Origin of the sequence: Roseburia sp. AF22-2LB (genome assembly GCF_003461125.1) — a bacterium.
Taxonomy (GTDB): domain Bacteria; phylum Bacillota; class Clostridia; order Lachnospirales; family Lachnospiraceae; genus Roseburia_C; species Roseburia_C amylophila.
In genome coordinates, this window is record NZ_QTWM01000002.1 from 146,829 (window position 1) to 166,144 (window position 19,316).

Sequence of the window (19,316 nt, forward strand, 5' to 3'; positions counted from 1 at the left end):
AAGCATACTTACCGAAAGCTTTGAATTGTGATCCTTCCCTTTTCCTCTTCCAGCGAAATCTGACCGCCTTCCATCGTATCAAAAATTTCTGCCGAAGCTTCTTTTAATCGATTTATGGTCTCCTGATGAGGGTGTCCATATCGGTTGTTTTCCCCACAGGAAATCAATGCCAGTTCCGGCGAAAGTGCTTTTAAAAATTTTTCTGTCGAGGAATACTTTGAGCCATGATGTCCTACTTTAAGAAAATCTACTTTCCACAACCGCTGCTTTTCTAAGAGCCAATTTTCTTCTGCTTCTCCAGCATCTCCGGTAAATATCCCGGAAATATATTTCGTCTGATAGAGCAATATCATGGATTTTCCATTCTCATCCTCTGCCTGATACTCTCCGTCCGGAAGGAGGCAGCTTATGGTATCCTCGCCACTTCTTATGCAATCTCCTTCTTTCATATATACGATGGGAATGTTTCTCCGCTCTGCCAGTGCACATATGCTCTGATAATTCTTTACATCCGGCTGTTTTCCAGGCAATATAATATTTTCAACAGAATACTCCGTCTCAAGAACTTCTAACAATCCGTTCACATGGTCTTCGTCATAATGGCTTATAAACCAATAATCTATCTTCGTGATTCCATTGCTTTTTAGAAATGGCAAAATCCGATACGTTCCCACCTTAGACACATCAGTGCTTCCGCCATCCAGAAAAAGATTGGTATCTTCCCCCAGTCGTACATAGATGCCATCTCCCTGCCCCACATCAAGAACTGCCATAAGATGATTACTCTTTACCGGACGAAGAACCAGAAGTAACACCACGCTTCCAATCAAAACAATCGGAAACTTTCTAAGGAGTATATTTGTATTTCTATTCCCATCTCTGTTTCCTCTTTTCTTTGTCCGGTTTTTTATCAGCAAGCAGGTGGCTGCAAGCATCAGATAATAGAATATGATGCGCTGTATCGGCCACTGTCCTACTATCTTCGTAGCTCCCGGGAGCCGGCTGCACCAGCTGACTCCAACATAAATTCCGTCCAGCAATAATTCCAACATCATGATTACCGGTCCCGCAAACAGCCTTCCTACAACAATTTTTCCCATACACATGAGCAATGTTGCAGCTATCCCGTTTATTAAAACTACACTCAACAAAGAAACTATCAACAGATTCAGAATCAAAGCATAGACCGGCACTTCATAATAATAGTATGCCACCAGTGGAAGTGTTGTAAGTTGAACGGAAAGCGAAACCAAAAAGTTCTGCCGTATTTGCCGTTTCCATATTTCCCGTATTTTATTTGCCGCCTTATCGCCTGTTTTCCGTTCCTGTGTTTGCTGTTTTTGCTCCCTCGGAAACAACTGTCCAATACATTTTGCCACTACTACCACACCAAGAATTGCAGCTACCGAAAACTGGAGTCCTGCATTTTCAACCAGATACGGGTTTTTCCATAAAAGCACCAGCACTGCCACAGAAAGAGCGGTTCTGCTATCATAGCTTCGCCCGGACAGCTTTGCTGCCATAAGAAGTGCAAACATAATCCATGCCCGGATAGCAGATATTCCCATCCCGGTCATTTTCACATAACAGAACAAAAATACAACCGCTGCCGTACAGGCACAAAGAGAATTTCCTTTTTTTCTAAGAAGTCCATAACAGAACAGTCCAATGCAGGAAATATGCATTCCACTGATTACCAGCACATGGCTGGCTCCTGCCTGTTGAAAGACTGTTGAAACCTCCTTTTCCAAAAGTTCTTTATCTCCTAAAAGCATTGTTCCAAGAATCCCAGCATTTCTTTCCGATAAATTATTTATATAATCTTCTTTTAATTTTTCTTTTATTATAAATAATTTCTCTGCCAGTACATCTTCTCTTCCATATTCGCCACAAATCCTTTCGGCATCAAAATGATAATCCATATTCAGACTGTGATAATATTGAAATTCATCATAATTACCATCATTGGCAGCGCGATTCAGTTGTCGGATATTTCCTTCTAATACAATGGTTGTTCCAATACGACACGATTGGTCAGATGGTTCCTGCTTCAGTCGAACCAGGACAGAATTGGTTTTATAGGTTTTATCTCCAATCCGTAAGAAAACATGATTAAGATATAATCTTGTCTGATTGTTTTTTCGTTCTTTTTTCTCTATCTTCCCCTGTAAAATTGTCTTTTCATTTTCCGTCTGCCAGCCTCTGGAAGCATCTGTTTCTACAGAAAGGCTGGTCTCCTGCTCTTTTAAAATCGTCTCAATGGTATAGCTTTGCTGCTGCATATACCAGATTCTTGCAATTCCCAGCAGAAAAAATCCTATTCCAAGTACTGCTGTAAACCGGTATACCCTCCGTTTTCTTTGCCGCAGGGCATACAGCAGATACATCTGACCCCCTGCCACAAAACTGATAATGATAACTTTTATGACCGCCGGAACAGACAGGCAGACAATAATACCACACAGGAACAATATTGTTCCATAGCATAAGGGGCGTTTTATAATTTCGATATAACCCCTCCTAAATATTTTTCTAAGATGTTTCTTCTTAATATGCTGCTTATAAGATATGTTACTTATAAGATACTTCTTCTTAAGACCTTCTACTAAGGTGTCTCTTCTGTTTGTGCTTCTGTAGATACCGTCTCGTTCTCATCTGCACTTACCACATAGTCAAGGTTCCGTTCATAAAGCTGGTCTAATGCAAAACTATCCCGGTAAACACCGCTGGTCTTTCCATTTACAGAAATCTGCACCTTACTAATGGTTGAAATCTCCGATAAAGAGTCTACAATAGAATAAATGACAATTGGCTCCTGTATTTCATAATTCTGATTCAGGAACGCCTCATCTAATGTAACATAGCAGATTCCATTGGTTGTCGTAACATTGACAAGATTTGTTCCTTCCGGAAGTGGTGCTTTCAAATTCTTATCATCCGGTCCCTTTAAAAGATTCTCCATAATCAGTTTTTCCAAGGAAATGTTACTGCTATACTGTACTTCTTTTTCGCATTCTACCAGTCCGTTTCCATCAGCATTTGCATAATATAAATGTAATGTTGTTGTCTGAATGGAATTAATCTGTTTTCCCGGATTCTCAACAAAGCTTTCTTCTGTCATCAGTCCGATTACATTATCCCGGCTGTCTGCCAACGGTGCATCTCCCACATAAAAAGATACATATTTTACATCCGGAAGCTGTACCAGTGTCTTTACCACTGCTGCCCGGCACAACACCTCATCCGTAGACTGCATTTTGGAATAATTATCATTAAAGTAAAGAAACAGCTGATTGCTTTCCAGTGACCAGTCTGTAATTGTAACATCACCAGGAACCGGTTTCTGATACTCCACGCTATCCGTATTGGTGCACAACGCATCTAAAAGAGTGGATATCATGTCCTCTGTCTTGCCCTCTTTTAAATCATATGGCTGCTCTACCACTTTTGTTTTTTCTTTATTCAGATAATAAATATAATACGCCGGGTCATCTGTCTCCTGTCTGCCACACCCTGTGAACAGCGATACCAGAAGGATAAAACTCAGCCATCCTGCAATTTTCTTCATGCCAGACCTCCTAGGCAATGTAATTCAGCGGAATCCGCACAGTAAAGAGCGTTCCCTCACCCTCTGTACTAAATACCTTAATTGCACCACGGTGCATTAATATTGCATTTCTTGTAATGGCAAGTCCAAGTCCGGTTCCACCTATTTCTCTGGAATGGGACTTGTCTACGCGATAGAATCTTTCATAAATATGCTCTAAGGAATCCTCCGGAATACCGATGCCGGAATCCTCTACCTTAAGATAGAAATACTGATAATCTGCATTCAGGGACACATGTACCCAACCGTCTTCCTTATTGTATTTGATTGCATTTTCCACCAGATTGGTAATGGCAAGCGTCAGCTTTACCTCATCAATTTCTGCTGTAACAGGCCGGAAACTTTCCAACACCAGATCTACATGCTGTTTTTCCGCAATCGGTTTTAATCTCTTTAAAATTAAATCCAGCATCTCATTGATGTTAACTGACGTGATATTCAAATCTGATGCAGACTTGTCCATCTTAACCAGCGAGAGCAAATCATTAATAATTTTATTTTCACGTTCAATTTCATTTCCAATGTCTAACATAAATTCACGATACAGTTCTACCGGAACATCTTCCTGTCCATTCAGTGAGTCTGCCAGTACCTTCATAGAAGTAAGCGGTGTTTTCAGCTCATGGGACACATTGGACACAAATTCCTGTCTGGAGTCATCCAGCATCTTCATTCTGCTATAAAGTTTATTAAATTTTTCCGAAATCTGAACTGTTTCAGAATAATCCTTAATCATCAGCTCCCCATCACTGGTTCCATATCCATTCTGAATCTCAGCAATAGAGGATGCCATATTCTTCAACGGGTTTGTCAGACGAACGGATAAAAATACGCTGACTGCAAACAGTAAAACTGCCCCGAAAATCTGAAGCACTAATGCAGCATTTCTCATATATTCCAGATTGGCAAGAATACTATCTGTCGAAACACTGATAAGAAGCACTCCGATAATACTCTTCTCCCCTGACTCTACGTTATCTGTAGTCAGCGGAATCGTCATTTCCACATAATGATTATCCACATCATAATTCATAGAATCCTCACCGCGGAATGACTTTATGACTTCTTCTGAAATAATTGTTTTATCGGTATCCAGATCATAAGTATCTTTTATAATATGAAAAGAAGAATCTATCAGAAGAATTCTTCCATCATAAATACGTGACATCTGCTGCAGCTGTGAAGTGATGCTTTCCGACTCCGCTCCATTGATATAATCTGTGGATACCATCTGGTTTGCAAGAATCTTTGCCTGACCAATTACATCTACACTCCGATTAGAAACTGCATGTTTCTCATACGCAGTTAAAATCCCGGTCCGGATTAAAATTCCGGCCAAAATACCAATCAGCATAAAAAGACAAATCAGCCGGAATTTCATGCTTTTCAAAAAATTGCGAATACCTTTTTTTCTATTCATAAGTCTGTACCTTCATCCTCTGCTATATCGCTGTTATTTCTGATAGAAATAACCTACACCCCATTTCGTATGCACATATTTTGGCTCACTCGGATTCGGTTCAATCTTCTCACGCAGTCTACGCACATGAACATCCACCGTTCTGACATCGCCCGGATATTCATAACCCCATACCAGATTCAGCAGATTCTCACGGCTGTATACCTTATTCGGATTCATAACAAGAAGCTCTAACAAGTCAAATTCCTTGGCTGTCAGATTAATCTCTCTTCCCTGGACAAACAGTCTGCGGCTCTCACAGTCTAATTTTAAATCGCCGCTCTCTATCACTTTGGAATTTTCTTCCTTCGGTTCACTGGCAGCAGTTCTTCGCATAATTGCTTTGATTCTGGCTTTCACCTCAAGAATATTAAACGGCTTGGTGATATAATCATCTGCACCATATTCCAGTCCTAAGATTTTATCCATATCATCGCCTTTTGCTGTCAGCATGACGATTGGCATATTAGAAAACTCCCGGATTGCCTGACACACTTCAAATCCATCCATCTTTGGAAGCATGATATCCAGTAAAATCATATCAAACTTATTCTCCTGTGCCAGACGCAGTGCCTCTTCACCATCATACGCACAGGTTACTTCCATTCCATCCTGTTCCAATGAAAAACGGATTCCTTTCACTATTAATTTTTCGTCGTCCACAACCAGAACTTTTTTTGCCATTTTACACCTCAGTTAACCCTTATATTATCTTTTATTTTTTCAAAAACGCCATTTTTAATTCCGGGAATATTCATTAAATCTTCAATGGACTGAAATGCACCATTCTTTTCCCGGTAAGAAATAATTGTCTCAGCTTTTGATTCTCCAATTCCGGAAAGTGTCATAAGCTGTTCCTTTGATGCAGTATTCAGATTAATTCTGCCATCCTCCGGCTCTGCTACCGAATCAGCACTCCCTGTCTGCTGCAAAAGGTAAGTTTCCTGATCCGGCACCTTTATCATCTGTCCGTCAACAACCGGTTCTGCCTGATTGAGTGCCTCTTTTGCTGCAGCATCCTTTAAGCCTCCTGCCAGTTCTAATACATCGCAGACCCTGGCTCCTTCTGCCACTTCATATACCCCCGGGTGCACTACCTCACCACAGACATATACATAACAAGAAGCCGGCGGGCATAAGACAGCTTCTGTAACCTCTTCACTCTCCATTTGCGTATCCGGCTCAAAATATACGGTATCTTCTTTTCCACATGCCGTATATATAATCCCACAATATAAAGCCAGAGCTAATAACCCGACTTTTTTCATCCGTATCACTCCCTTACATAAATTCTGTTATGCAAGAAAGTCCCCTAATGCTTACTGTTTTCTATTTTAACGAAAATTTGCCCTTTATACAAGTAGTATTTTCAAATTATTCCTGTGGCAGGCTTCCACCATTCCACAATGCCTTCATCTGCCTTGTAAATTCTGACCAGAACTCACCTGCATTTGCAGCATCCGGTACCAGCTGGCTGTTCTGATACTGCATAAAAGCTGCCTGTTCTGCTTCATCCCGGCTGGCACCTTCATCTGTAGAAATATGACCAGTCATTGCATGCAGGGTATCCACTTCTTCTTTTTCTATAAAAGCAGCAAAATCAGACGCCATATCTTTTTCCCCCGAAAATTCATTTACCAAAAGGATCCCCGTTCTGGCAACCCCCTGCATCGGTGTGGTATCGTCTAACATCGGCAGCCCGCAAACGCCATAATTTTCTGCTGTCATCTTATTTAAATCATCAGAATCAATGATTGCACACAAAGATGCTCCCTGATTAAAATTCTCCACCACCTGATTTCTGTCAATTTCATCCGTATCAATCCCCACAGTTTCTGAAAGGTTTTTAAAGAAAGTTAATTCATCATTATATTTTTCTCCATATGTCGTCAAAAGGGTATAGTCCGTCTCATTCCATTCCACTTCAGTCCCCACAAATGGATAATCATAAAATCCATCTGCCACATTCCATTCCAGCAGATTTCCTACACCTTCTCCTAAAAGGTTATTCTGTCCATAGTCTAAAATTTCCGAAATACTCTCCGGTGCTTCCAGGAAATTCTCTTTCTGATATACCATCACCAGTGTATCAAAAAACAATGGGTATTCTTCTTCCGTTGCAACACCATATAAATACGCCTTGTCTTTTGCATCATTCCAGGCAAGATACAAATCCGGATAGTCTTCTTCCGTCATCGTTGCATCATAAATCTGTTCAAGGTAAGATTCCTCATCTACATAACGGATCCCCACTGCGATACCGGTTTTGGCATAATAATCCACTGCACACTGTTCAAAATAATTCCTGCAGTCTGCATCGCTGTACCAAAAGGATAGCTCCTTTTGTGCTGCTTCATATGCTTCTTTTGTTTCCTGCTCAGATGTTATCTGCTCTTTTCTATCTGTTTTTAACTCTGTTTTGCCAGTTTCTTTGCTGCTGTAAAATGCAGCCGCTGACAGCAGGATAACTCCCACTGCCAGCGTTGTTGTTTCTATAATTTCCTTTGTTTTCTTTTTCATATACCCTGCCTATATACGATCCAGTACTTTTTTCAATTTCGATATCATTTCATCCACATGCTCTTTTTCAATCACAAGCGGCGGCACCATACGGATTACATCTGCGCCAGCGGTTATAATAATTAAGCCTTCTTTTAACGCATCTGTTGCGATGCTTCCAACCGGTTTTGTGCTTACGAGTCCCTGCATCAGTCCCATGCCACGGCGGGCTGTAATAAAATCATATTCTTCTACCAGCTTATCCAGTTCTGTCTCCAGATACTGTGCGATTTCTTTTACATGGTCTGTAAGCTTTAATTCTTCAAATAAGTCCATTACCTTACTGACCGCTGCTCCGACAAACGGATTACCTCCATATGTGGTTCCATGGTCACCCGGTGCCAAGGATTTCTCTACCACACGTTCTGTCATGGCAAAAGCTCCTACCGGCACTCCACAGCCCAATGCCTTGGCACTGGTCATAATATCCGGTTTGATTCCATAATGCTGCCATGCAAACATTTCTCCGGTTCTTCCCATTCCACACTGGATTTCATCTAAAATAAGAAGAATATCTTTTTCTTTACAGAGTGCTGAAATCTCTTTCATAAAGGATTCCTCTGCCGGATAAATTCCACCCTCTCCCTGCACGGTTTCAAAGATAATGGCACATGTTTTTTCTGTTACCTGTGCTTTTACACTTTCAATATCATTAAAATCTGCAAATTTCACACCACCGCAGAGTGGCTCAAACGGTTCTCTGTAATGGGCATTTCCGGTTACGGATAATGCACCCAGGGTTCTTCCATGGAAGGAATGGTTCATGGCTATAATCTCATGGTCTGCATGACCATCTCTGGTATAGGCATATTTTTTTGCTGCCTTAATTGCTCCCTCAATGGCTTCTGCTCCACTGTTGGTGAAGAAAACCCTGTCCATTTTGGAAACTTTTAAGAATTTCTCTGCAGCTTCCATAATCGGGACATTATAATAAAGATTTGAAGTATGTGTAATTTTATCAATCTGGTCTTTCAATGCCTGCTTATATGCTTCATTGCTGTATCCTAACGCTTCTACCGCAATACCTGCCGCAAAATCAAGATACTTCTTTCCATCGGTATCATAAAGATATACGCCCTCACCATGATCTAATACCAGAGGGAAACGATTATAAGTATGCAATAATGCTTTATCTTCACAATCCATATATTCCTGTTTATTCATGATAAAACTTTTCCTCCGCATCTCCTAAAATTGCTGTTCCGATTCCTCGGTTTGTAAAGATTTCCAGTAACAGACAATGTGCAATTCTACCATCTAAGATATGTACTCTGGACACACCATTTTCAATGGCATCGATACAGTTATTTAATTTTGGAAGCATTCCGCCGCCAATATAACCATCTTCAATCAGCTTGTGTGCATCTGAAATCTTAAGTTCGGAAATCAGTGTAGATTTATCATCCGGATCTTTGTATACACCTTCAATATCTGTAAGGAATGCAAGCTTTTCTGCCTGTACGGCACGGGCAATTGCACACGCTGCATCGTCCGCATTGATATTGTAAGTATCATAATTATCATCAAGACCTACCGGGCAGATAATCGGCAGGAAATCTTTTTCGAGAAGATCATATAAAATCTTTGGATTTACTTCCTTAACTTCACCCACATACCCGATATCCTGTCCATTGGATAATTTCTTATTTACCTTCAGCAGTCCACCATCTTTACCGCTGATACCTACTGCGTTCACGCCAAGCTTTTCTACCATCTGAACCAGTGATTTATTGACTTTTCCAAGAACCATCTCTGCAATTTCCATGGTAGGTGCATCGGTTTTACGAAGTCCATTGATAAATTCCGGCTCCATTCCGGCTTTTGCAACCCATTTGCTGATTTCCTTACCGCCACCATGAACGATAATCGGTTTGAAACCAACCAGTTTTAAAAGAGTTACATCCTGGATAACGCTCTGCTTTAACTCTTCATCTACCATTGCACTTCCGCCGTATTTTACTACGATAATTTTGCGGTTGAAACGCTGGATATATGGCAATGCCTCAATTAATACCTCAGCTTTTTTCAATATTTCCTGCATACTGTTTTCTTCCATCTGACCAATCCTCTTTCCTTTTCTTAAAAAATCTTTTTTCGTATATTTTTTCAATCAAATCTTTTTTAAGAACGATAATCTGCATTTATTTTAATATAATCATAGGTCAAATCACAGCCCCATGCTGTTGCACAGGCTTCACCCATCTTCATATCTGCAATGGCAGTTACTTCTTTTTCAGATAAAATCTTAGTTGCCTCTTCCTCGGAATAATCTACGGCAACACCATCTTTGATAATCATCAGCTTGCCGGCTGCACTTTCAAAGTAAAGGTCAACCTGCTCCGGATCAAATTCCACGCCGGAATAGCCCAATGCACATAGGATTCTTCCCCAGTTAGCATCATGTCCAAAGATTGCAGCCTTGGTAAGGCTTGATGTTACTACGGATTTGCTTAAAATAACCGCATCTTCTTTGGATGCCGCATGCACTACTTTTACTTCAAATAAAGCAGTTGCGCCTTCGCCATCTCCTGCCATCATCTTAGCCAGTGCTTCATTGACATAATAAAGTGCCTCACAGAATGTTTCGTAATCTTCATTCTTCTCTTTGATTTTTTCATTGCCTGCAAGGCCATTTGCCAGTACCAGGCAGGTGTCGTTGGTGGAAGTATCTCCATCTACGGAAATCATGTTATAAGTATCTGTTACGGTACTGCTCAGTGCTTCCTGCAACATTTCTTTTGAAATTGCCGCATCTGTTGTGATAAAGCTTAACATGGTACACATATTCGGATGAATCATGCCAGAGCCTTTACACATTCCACCGATGGTAACCTTCTTACCGGAAAGCTCTACCTCCACTGCAGCCTCTTTCTCATGGGTATCTGTTGTCATAATAGCAAGCGCCGCATTATGTCCACTAATTAAATCACTATTTAATTTCTTACTCATTTGTTCCACACCGGCACAGATACGGTCAATCGGAAGCTGTTTTCCAATTACTCCTGTGGATGCCACAAGAACTGCATCCTCCGGAATATCCATTAACTCTGAAGTTTTCTTTGCGGTATCTTTGCAATATCCTAATCCTTCTGTTCCGGTACATGCATTGGCAATTCCGGCATTTACTACAACTGCCTGTGCAAATGCACTGTTCTTTACAATGTCCTTATCCCATTTTACCGGTGCTGCCTTTACGACATTCGTGGTAAATGTTCCGGCAACTGCACATGGCTCTGCGGAATAAATCATTGCCATATCTGTTCTGTCTTTATACTTAATACCTGCTGCTGTGGATGCAGCCTGAAAACCTTCTGCTGCGGTAACGCCGCCTTCTACTTTTTTCATAATATGCCTCCTGTCCTGCTTTCCTCTGTCTTTTATCTTAAGCTGTCTGCTTTCCAAATTCATTTATGGATTAAATACAGTTACATTTTCCGGATTCAAATCAAATTCATAATAATTCATATCCTTCCGGAATGTCCAGCCCATATTCTTCCAGAATCCATTGCCCAGCTCATTACTGGTAAATGCCACCAGATTTACTTTGTTGATGCCTTCTTTTTTCAATGCTTCCATTGCCATCATTGCCATTGCTTTTCCAATACCATGTTTCCGGTAATCCTCATGGACGCATACATGATAAAAGCATCCTCTTCTTCCATCCTGTCCGCAAAGAATAGCTCCTACGATTTTTCCATCCATACATGCCACGATACTGGTGTCCGGATTTCTTCGGATAAAACGTTTCACATTTTCTTCCGAATCATCAATGCTCCGGATGCCAAATCCGTGAATGCTCATCCAGAGTGCATGGACTTCATTAAAATCGTCTTCTTTCATTGTTCTTAATATATATGTAGCTTCTGCCATATTCTCTCCTGCTTACGGGAACATCGGTACCAGTTCGAGACCTTCCGATTCCTTTAATCCAAATAATAAATTCATATTCTGAACCGCCTGACCGGCTGCTCCTTTTACCAGATTATCCAGTGCACCCATCATAATCACTCTTCCGGTACGCTCATCTACTACAAAGTTCACATCTACATAGTTGCTTCCTTCTACCCATTTGGTTTCCGGGCACACACCATCCTCTAATACCCTGACGAATTTCTCGTTCTTATAATATTTTTCATAAGCTGCACGAATCTCTTCTTTGGTTGGATAGCTTCCGTCTGCTTTCTTTACCAGTGATGCGTACTCTGTTGCTAAGATACCACGGTTCATCGGAACAAGATGTGGTGTAAAGCTGATGGTAATCTCTTTTCCGGCTGCATAACCTAACTGTTCTTCAATTTCCGGTGTGTGTCTGTGGGTTGCCACGCCATATGCCTTCATATTTTCATTTACTTCACAGAACAGATTATTGACCTTTGCTCCACGTCCTGCACCGGAAGTACCGCTCTTTGCATCCACAATCAATGTATTGGCATCAATCAGTCCCTCTTTTACCAACGGATATGCGGTTAAAATAGAACAGGTGGTATAGCATCCCGGGTTGGCTACCAGTCCTGCATTTTTCACCTTTTCACGATTGATTTCGCAAAGTCCGTAAACGGCTTCTTCAATAAACTGTGGACTCTTATGCTCAATTTTATACCATTTTTCATAAGTAGCCACATCTTTAATACGGTAATCTGCGCTCAAATCAATTACCTTTGTCTCGGATAAAATCTTCTCATTCAATACAGAGCCAAGGAAACCCTGCGGTGTTGCTGTAAAGATAACATCCACCTGCTTTGCCAGCTCTTCTATATTATCATCGAGGCAGGTATCCTCTACGATTTCAAACATATTACGGTAAACATCTGCATACTTCTTATCTATATAACTTCTGGAGCCATACCACTTAATCTCTACGGAAGGATGTCCCATAAGAATCCTTACCAGTTCTGCTCCTGCATATCCGGTTGCTCCGATAATTCCTGCTTTAATCATTTTTACATCTTCTTTCTTCTTAAGATTATGGCACACACGAAATCTGCATGCCATTTACAGTGCATAATTATACATTCGTTTTATACATTGTGCAAGTATTATTTTCTGTTTTCACGCTTTTTCAGTTAATTTGTGATTCTATAAGTCTTCTTTTATTAATATATTATCCGTTTTTTATACATAAATATGTACCCTTTGTATATAATTATGCATTTTTATAAGTATATTATGTATATTTTTTCGCTTGCGTATTTAATTTTTTTGTTGTATATTAGTCCTAGTTAAAAAACATCTGAAGAAAGGATACCTATTATTATGAAAGAAAAAGTTGTTTTAGCGTACTCTGGTGGACTTGATACAACCGCTATCATCCCATGGTTAAAAGAAAATTATGATTATGAAGTAATCTGCTGCTGTGTTGACTGCGGACAGGGTGAAGAGCTGGATGGTCTTGATGAAAGAGCAAAATTATCCGGTGCAGCCAAATTATATATTGAAGATATTACAGATGAATTCTGTGATGACTATATTGTTCCATGTGTTCAGGCAGATGCCGTATATGAGAACAAATATCTCTTAGGAACTTCTATGGCTCGTCCTGGTATTGCCAAGAAATTAGTTGAAATTGCACGAAAAGAAAATGCTGTTGCTATCTGCCACGGTGCAACCGGTAAGGGAAATGACCAGATTCGTTTCGAGCTTTCTATCAAAGCACTTGCTCCTGATATTAAAATTATTGCTCCTTGGCGTGATGACAAATGGAAAATGGATTCCCGTGAATCCGAAATTGAATACTGCAAAGCACATGGCATTCATCTTCCATTCTCTACTGACCAGAGTTACAGCCGTGACCGTAACTTATGGCACATCAGCCACGAAGGTCTTGAGTTAGAGGATCCTGCAAATGAGCCAAACTATGACCACCTTTTAGTTCTTGGTGTTTCTCCGGAAAAAGCTCCGGATGAGGGCGAATATGTAACCATGACCTTTGAAAAAGGTGTTCCTACTGCTGTTAATGGAAAGAAAATGAAAGTTTCCGATATCATCTGTGAATTAAACCGTTTAGGCGGCAAACATGGAATTGGTATCATCGATATCGTAGAAAACCGTGTTGTTGGTATGAAATCCCGTGGTGTATATGAAACTCCTGGCGGAACTATCCTGATGGAAGCACATCGTCAGTTAGAGGAACTCGTATTAGACCGTGCTACTATGGATGTTAAAAAAGATATGGGCAATCGTATGGCTCAGATTGTTTACGAAGGAAAATGGTTCACACCTTTACGTGAAGCAGTTCAGGCATTCGTTGAGTCTACCCAGGAATATGTAACCGGTGAAGTAAAATTCAAGCTCTACAAAGGAAACATCATCAAAGCCGGAACAACTTCTCCATACTCTCTCTACAGTGAGTCACTGGCAAGCTTTACAACCGGAGACCTTTATGATCACCATGATGCAGATGGATTCATCACACTGTTTGGTCTTCCATTAAAAGTTCGTGCTATGAAAATGCAGGAATTAGAAAAAAATAACCAGAAATAGAATTTTCTAACGCAATATAGAATGTAAAAAAGGCATTACATTCGACAGCCGCCGATATGTAATGTCTTTTTTATTTATCCAGAATCTCTCTTAATACAGCAAGACCCTGTTCCATTTCATCTTCTGTCAGATTACCATATCCAAGCACCAGTGTCGGAACTTTCTTTTCCTTTGGCTTTTGAATCACATATTCACCCAGTCCATGAATTTCAATATGCTGCTCTCTCGCCTGCTCTACCACTTCTTCTTCCTTCCACTTCACATCCAGTTCTACCAATACATGCAGGCCGGCATTATCACCGTAAATGCGGCAGACCCAGTCTTCCTGCTTTAAAAGACGCATAAAAGTATCATGCTTATTCTTATAGTTATTACGCATACGGTTCAGATGCCGTTCAAAATGCCCTTCTTCCATAAAATGGCACAATACTTCCTGACTGTTCCGCGGCACCGTACAGGCATAGAAACCACAGGAACTGTGGTACCGCTCCATCAGGGAATGGGGCAATACCATAAAACTGATTCGAAGAGAAGGTGCAATACTTTTTGAAAAAGTTCCTATATAAATCACATGCTCTCCGGTATCATTTCCCCACAAAGCCGGAATCGGCTTTCCTTTATAACGGAACTCACTATCGTGGTCATCTTCTATGATATAACGTTCTTCTCCTTCAGACGCCCACTGTAAAAGTTCCAGCCTTCTTCGCAGCGGCATGACATTTCCCAACGGGAACTGATGGGATGGCATGACATAAACCATATCCGGATTTTCTTTCCGGATAGCCTCCATACAAATTCCATCTTCATCAATTTCTTCTGCCAGCACCCGATATCCCATATTACAGAAAGTATAATATGCCTGCAAATAAGTATAATTCTCCATTGCCACTTTCTTATCCCGCCCCATAATCTGAGCTAACAATAACAGAAGATACTCATTACCGGCACCAATAAGAATCTGTTTTTCATCGCAGACTACCCCTCTCGCCTGATAGAGATAGCGGCTGATTGCCATTCTAAGATTCAGTTCTCCCTTTGGATTTCCCGAAAGCAATAAATCCGGGTTATCCTCCGGCACTACACTCTTATGCATCCGATACCATATTCCATAGGGAAAATGCTTCCGGTCAATCTCATAAGGAGAAAAACTGATTTCATACTGCTTTTTCTGCCGCTCCATGAGTCTTCCCTCTTCTGGCTTTTCCTGTCCACGGCTCAGTTGATACAGCATGCTGATATCGCATACAAAATAGCCTGCGCAGGGTTTTGGTTCAATATAACCCTCTGCTGTAAGCTGTTCATATGCCAGTTCCACGGTACTCCTGCTGATTTGCAGATTTTTGGCCATAAAACGAGTAGACGGTAATTTTTCCCCCGGGGAAATCTTACCGTCTGCTATATCCTTACGAATGTATTCGTAAATCTGCTCATAAAGTGCGCGTGGAGAATCCGGCTGTAAATCAATCCATAATTCCTTCATCCCGTTATCCACCTATCGATTTTTCTTAAGCTCTTTTAAAATAATTTCTTTTAATTCCAAGGATTTATCCTTAATCTTACGATTTGCACTTGCGGAACTCAAAACACGGCTTAAGCATTTTGATGTTACATCATACTGCTTATAATGGAATGCCATATTTGCAAGAAGATAATCCATCGTACTCTGATCCATTCCACAAATCGGGAACATCTCTGTACTTACTGCCTTCATCATGCCATCATAGGCCTCTTTATAGAAAGATTCCTCTTCCTGTCTGCAGGCTGCTGCCTCTTCTTTTTTACCGGCAGTCTCTAATTCCTCTGCTTTGGTGCGAAGCAACCATGCAAGAATCAGACAGTTATATGCTTTTTCACTGGTTCTCGCTTTCTTTACCATCGAATTAAACAAGGATAACTTATGCATTTCAATTGCCTTATCATAATCCCATGTTGCATCGTCAGATGGTGCCTGCGGATGAAAATTCCGGCTAATCTGTTCCTTAATCAATTTAATCTGACCCATGGTAATATGTTCAAAATAACGATTCAGAGAAGTATATCCGCAATTCGGGCAGGATGCCACATCATATTTCAAAGAATCCACATACTGCTGTCTCGGTCTCAAATCTGCATCCGGCTCCAATCGCTTCACCTTACCGGCTTTTACCATTTTCGTCTTAAATTCTTTATCACATACCGGGCAGCGCACGGTCTTATCTAAAAGGAAATCCTCTTCCTTTGGCTGTGCTACGGCTGTTTCTACTTTTTCTTTTGTTTTCTTTTCTGTTGCTTTCTCATCGGCATAAAGGTCTGTACTGTCAGTTGCCTTTATTCCGAATTTTTCCAATCCAGTAAATAAATTCATATCTATTCCTCCGCTCTACTGCTGAGCTGGCAGTTTATAAGAACTCTTTAGTGAAACGATGCGGTTAAATACCAGTGCATCTTCTTTTGAATCTTTCGCGTCTACACAGAAATATCCCTGTCGTACAAACTGGAAGCTGTCATATCCTTTTGCATCTGCAAGACCTGGCTCTACATAGCACTCTTTTAATACGGTAAGAGAATTCGGATTTAAGTTCAGGCTTCCGTCTTCGTTATATACGCCCAACTCTTCGTCCACAATATTCTCGTATAATCTTACTTCTGCTTTCACTGCGGTTGGTGCTGCTACCCAGTGAATGGTTCCTTTTACCTTTCTTCCATCCGGGCTGTTTCCGCCTCTGGATTCCGGGTCATAGGTACAGTGAATCTCTGTCACTTTTCCGTTCTCGTCTTTTACAAAGCTGTTGCATTTCACAAAATATGCATGCATCAGACGCACTTCGTTACCCGGGAACATACGGAAATATTTTCTCGGCGGTTCTTCCATGAAATCTTCTCTGTCAATGTAAAGTTCTCTTGCAAACGGAACCTTACGGCTGCCTAGAGCTTCATTTTCCATATTATTGACCACATCAAAGTATTCTATCTGATCTTCTGGATAATTGTCAATAATAACCTTAATTGGATCTAATACTGCCATCACGCGGGAACGTTTTAATTTCAAATCCTCACGGATACAATATTCTAACATTGCATAATCTACCGAACTGTTTGCCTTAGAAACGCCGCACAGCTCTACGAACATTTTAATAGACTCCGGTGTAAAGCCTCTTCTTCTCAAAGCGGCAATGGATACCAGACGCGGGTCATCCCATCCATCTACAATATGCTCCTCTACCAGCTTCTTAATGTAACGCTTACCGGTTACCACATTGGTAAGATATAATTTTGCAAACTCAATCTGCTTTGGTGGATTCTCATACTCTAACTCACGGACAACCCAGTCATATAAAGGTCTGTGGTCTTCGAATTCCAGCGTACAGATAGAATGTGTAATTCCTTCAATGGCATCCTCGATTGGATGTGCAAAATCATACATCGGATAAATGCACCATTTATCCCCTGTATTCTGATGAGTCATATGTGCCACACGGTAAATAACTGGGTCACGCATATTCATATTTGGAGAAGCCATATCAATTCTGGCACGCAATACCTTTTCACCGTCTGCATACCTGCCATCTTTCATTGCTTCAAACAGTTCTAAGTTCTCTTCTACACTTCTACCGGCTGACGGATCTTCTTTTCCCGGCTCCTTTAAGGTTCCGCGGTACTCGCGCATCTCTTCTGCGCTTAAGTCAGAAACATATGCTTTCCCTTTCTTAATCAGTTTTACAGCTGCTTCATACATCTGATCAAAATAATTGGATGCAAAAAACAATCTGTCGCCCCAATCCGCACCCAGCCATTTAATATCCTCTTTGATTGACTCTACGAATTCGCTTCGCTCTTTGGTCGGATTGGTATCGTCAAAACGCATATTAAATAAGCCGTTATATTCCTGTGCAAGTCCATAATTTAAAAGAATAGATTTGGCATGTCCGATATGCAAATAGCCATTTGGCTCCGGTGGAAATCTGGTATGCACCGTTTTGCAATGTCCTTCTGCTAAATCTTTGTCGATAATCTGCTCAATAAAATTCTTGGAGACAGCTTCGTTTTCCATTTTGTCTTCCTCCTGGGTTCGTTTCTTCGCTAATATATCTATTATAAAGTCAAACGTCTGCTAAATCAATAACGATTTTTGGAGTTCCGTCAAAATGTTGTCCGGTCGCATTTTCCTTTTCTAGCTGTGCTTAATATGCTGATGGGTAAACAGATGATCCTGACAATATTCGTAATTGCCATCGCACTTGGAGCAGAAACGGAATTCCAGGTTTGGATCATCCAGCTCGGTTCTTCCGCAGACTGCACATTTATGCTTTGTCACCATGCTGCCTCTCCTCGGTTCCTGCATCTGAGCCTTAAATACCTGCTTCCGGTGAATTTCCTTCGGGGATACCCTTCTGTAATTTCTGGTAGACAGGAAGAAAATCAGGAAGTTTAAAATAGACATAATGATAGCAATTCTTCCGCCCCAGCTGGTTAAAATCAGATTAATTGCAATCAATACTGCGTATACCACTGCCATCCACTTCATTTTTACCGGAATAATAAAGAACAGTAAAATCTGCATTTCCGGATACATGACCGCAAAGGCAAGGAATATGGTCAGATTGATATAATTCGTAGTGAAAGTAAGGCTTGAAATCAATGAAATTGTTTCTAAGCTTCCTGTTCCGGCTGCTGCATATATTCCATATAAAATAAACGCTCCGATTACGGTAAATAACATTCCGCCGAAAATATAAACATTAAAACGGAATGTGCCCCAGCTCCGTTCCAGTGCAGAACCAAGCTGATAATAAAGAAGCGCCATAATCAGCAGTGAGAATACTCTGGTGTCTGTCGGCATCAGAATCCAGGTAATCAGTCTCCATACCTGTCCATGCAGAATATGATAAGGGCTTAAGGTCAGCATCAACATAAAATTCGGATTTACCGTATAAATCACAAATCCGATGCAATATGCTGCAATCAGATAAATCATCAGATTCGGGATGGCGTATTTTCCAATTTTGCGCTCCATTTTATTCAAAAAATTCATATTACACCTCATATTTCATAAATTAGTTTATTGCAATCTGTCTACTATTATAGAAGTATCCCCAAAGATTTGTCAACGACACCGGGACTTCTTCATAAAAATTTCAGATTCCCCACTATTTCTAAACAATCCATAAATTCTTTTATTAGGAATTGTTTTTTGAAAAATACTGTCGTATAATGGATTTTGTTTTGGAATTT

General features: G+C 40.6%; 16 protein-coding genes. 1 reads left to right on the plus strand and 15 read right to left on the minus strand.

What is annotated here, in order from left to right; all coding sequences use genetic code 11:
* Window positions 1-8: 8 nt before the first annotated feature.
* The 11 genes from DWX96_RS03335 to argC all read right to left on the minus strand — a co-directional run bounded on the left by DWX96_RS03335 (window position 9) and on the right by argC (window position 12,563).
* Entirely contained in the window at window positions 9-2,387 is a 2,379-nt protein-coding gene (locus DWX96_RS03335; protein WP_158561812.1) for a DNA internalization-related competence protein ComEC/Rec2, read from the minus strand.
* Between the two features lie 218 nt (window positions 2,388-2,605).
* Window positions 2,606-3,568 carry a GerMN domain-containing protein gene (locus DWX96_RS03340; RefSeq protein ID WP_117696980.1) on the minus strand — a complete coding sequence of 321 codons (963 nt, stop codon included), beginning with the start codon at window positions 3,566-3,568 and terminating at the stop codon, window positions 2,606-2,608.
* Window positions 3,569-3,578: 10 nt separating this feature from the next.
* Window positions 3,579-5,027: a sensor histidine kinase gene (locus DWX96_RS03345; protein WP_118056792.1), complete on the minus strand. Its 1,449-nt coding sequence runs from the start codon at window positions 5,025-5,027 to the stop codon at window positions 3,579-3,581.
* A gap of 33 nt (window positions 5,028-5,060) precedes the next feature.
* The gene (locus DWX96_RS03350) at window positions 5,061-5,750 is read right to left on the minus strand and encodes a response regulator transcription factor (protein WP_118056793.1); all 690 of its coding nucleotides are present in this window, start codon (window positions 5,748-5,750) and stop codon (window positions 5,061-5,063) included.
* An 8-nt stretch (window positions 5,751-5,758) separates the two neighbouring features.
* Entirely contained in the window at window positions 5,759-6,334 is a 576-nt protein-coding gene (locus DWX96_RS03355; RefSeq protein WP_118056794.1) for a ComEA family DNA-binding protein, read from the minus strand.
* A gap of 106 nt (window positions 6,335-6,440) precedes the next feature.
* Complete coding sequence (locus tag DWX96_RS03360) at window positions 6,441-7,586, minus strand: hypothetical protein (protein ID WP_117947637.1); 1,146 nt, start codon at window positions 7,584-7,586, stop codon at window positions 6,441-6,443.
* Between the two features lie 9 nt (window positions 7,587-7,595).
* Complete coding sequence (locus tag DWX96_RS03365; RefSeq protein WP_118056795.1) at window positions 7,596-8,789, minus strand: aspartate aminotransferase family protein; 1,194 nt, start codon at window positions 8,787-8,789, stop codon at window positions 7,596-7,598.
* Window positions 8,782-9,681 carry an acetylglutamate kinase gene (argB, locus tag DWX96_RS03370; RefSeq protein WP_022243101.1) on the minus strand — a complete coding sequence of 300 codons (900 nt, stop codon included), beginning with the start codon at window positions 9,679-9,681 and terminating at the stop codon, window positions 8,782-8,784. Before argB ends, DWX96_RS03365 begins: the two co-directional genes overlap by 8 nt.
* 65 nt (window positions 9,682-9,746) lie before the next feature.
* Window positions 9,747-10,970, minus strand: coding sequence for a bifunctional glutamate N-acetyltransferase/amino-acid acetyltransferase ArgJ (gene argJ, locus DWX96_RS03375; protein ID WP_118056796.1), 1,224 nt, complete (start codon window positions 10,968-10,970; stop codon window positions 9,747-9,749).
* Window positions 10,971-11,033: 63 nt separating this feature from the next.
* The gene (locus tag DWX96_RS03380; RefSeq protein ID WP_117696967.1) at window positions 11,034-11,495 is read right to left on the minus strand and encodes a GNAT family N-acetyltransferase; all 462 of its coding nucleotides are present in this window, start codon (window positions 11,493-11,495) and stop codon (window positions 11,034-11,036) included.
* A 12-nt stretch (window positions 11,496-11,507) separates the two neighbouring features.
* Window positions 11,508-12,563 carry an N-acetyl-gamma-glutamyl-phosphate reductase gene (gene argC, locus DWX96_RS03385; protein WP_118056944.1) on the minus strand — a complete coding sequence of 352 codons (1,056 nt, stop codon included), beginning with the start codon at window positions 12,561-12,563 and terminating at the stop codon, window positions 11,508-11,510.
* Between the two features lie 315 nt (window positions 12,564-12,878).
* Here argC and DWX96_RS03390 point away from each other — a divergent pair, with 315 nt between their 5' ends.
* The gene (locus DWX96_RS03390) at window positions 12,879-14,105 is read left to right on the plus strand and encodes an argininosuccinate synthase (RefSeq protein ID WP_118056797.1); all 1,227 of its coding nucleotides are present in this window, start codon (window positions 12,879-12,881) and stop codon (window positions 14,103-14,105) included.
* Window positions 14,106-14,175: 70 nt separating this feature from the next.
* Here DWX96_RS03390 and pdxR read toward each other — a convergent pair whose 3' ends face one another.
* From pdxR to DWX96_RS03410, 4 genes are all read right to left on the minus strand, one after another.
* Window positions 14,176-15,585 carry a MocR-like pyridoxine biosynthesis transcription factor PdxR gene (pdxR, locus tag DWX96_RS03395; RefSeq protein WP_118056798.1) on the minus strand — a complete coding sequence of 470 codons (1,410 nt, stop codon included), beginning with the start codon at window positions 15,583-15,585 and terminating at the stop codon, window positions 14,176-14,178.
* Between the two features lie 12 nt (window positions 15,586-15,597).
* Window positions 15,598-16,449, minus strand: coding sequence for a DUF2225 domain-containing protein (locus DWX96_RS03400; RefSeq protein ID WP_118056799.1), 852 nt, complete (start codon window positions 16,447-16,449; stop codon window positions 15,598-15,600).
* Between the two features lie 15 nt (window positions 16,450-16,464).
* Complete coding sequence (locus DWX96_RS03405) at window positions 16,465-18,135, minus strand: glutamine--tRNA ligase/YqeY domain fusion protein (protein ID WP_022243108.1); 1,671 nt, start codon at window positions 18,133-18,135, stop codon at window positions 16,465-16,467.
* Window positions 18,136-18,255: 120 nt separating this feature from the next.
* Complete coding sequence (locus DWX96_RS03410; RefSeq protein ID WP_117699271.1) at window positions 18,256-19,116, minus strand: hypothetical protein; 861 nt, start codon at window positions 19,114-19,116, stop codon at window positions 18,256-18,258.
* Window positions 19,117-19,316: the final 200 nt, after the last annotated feature.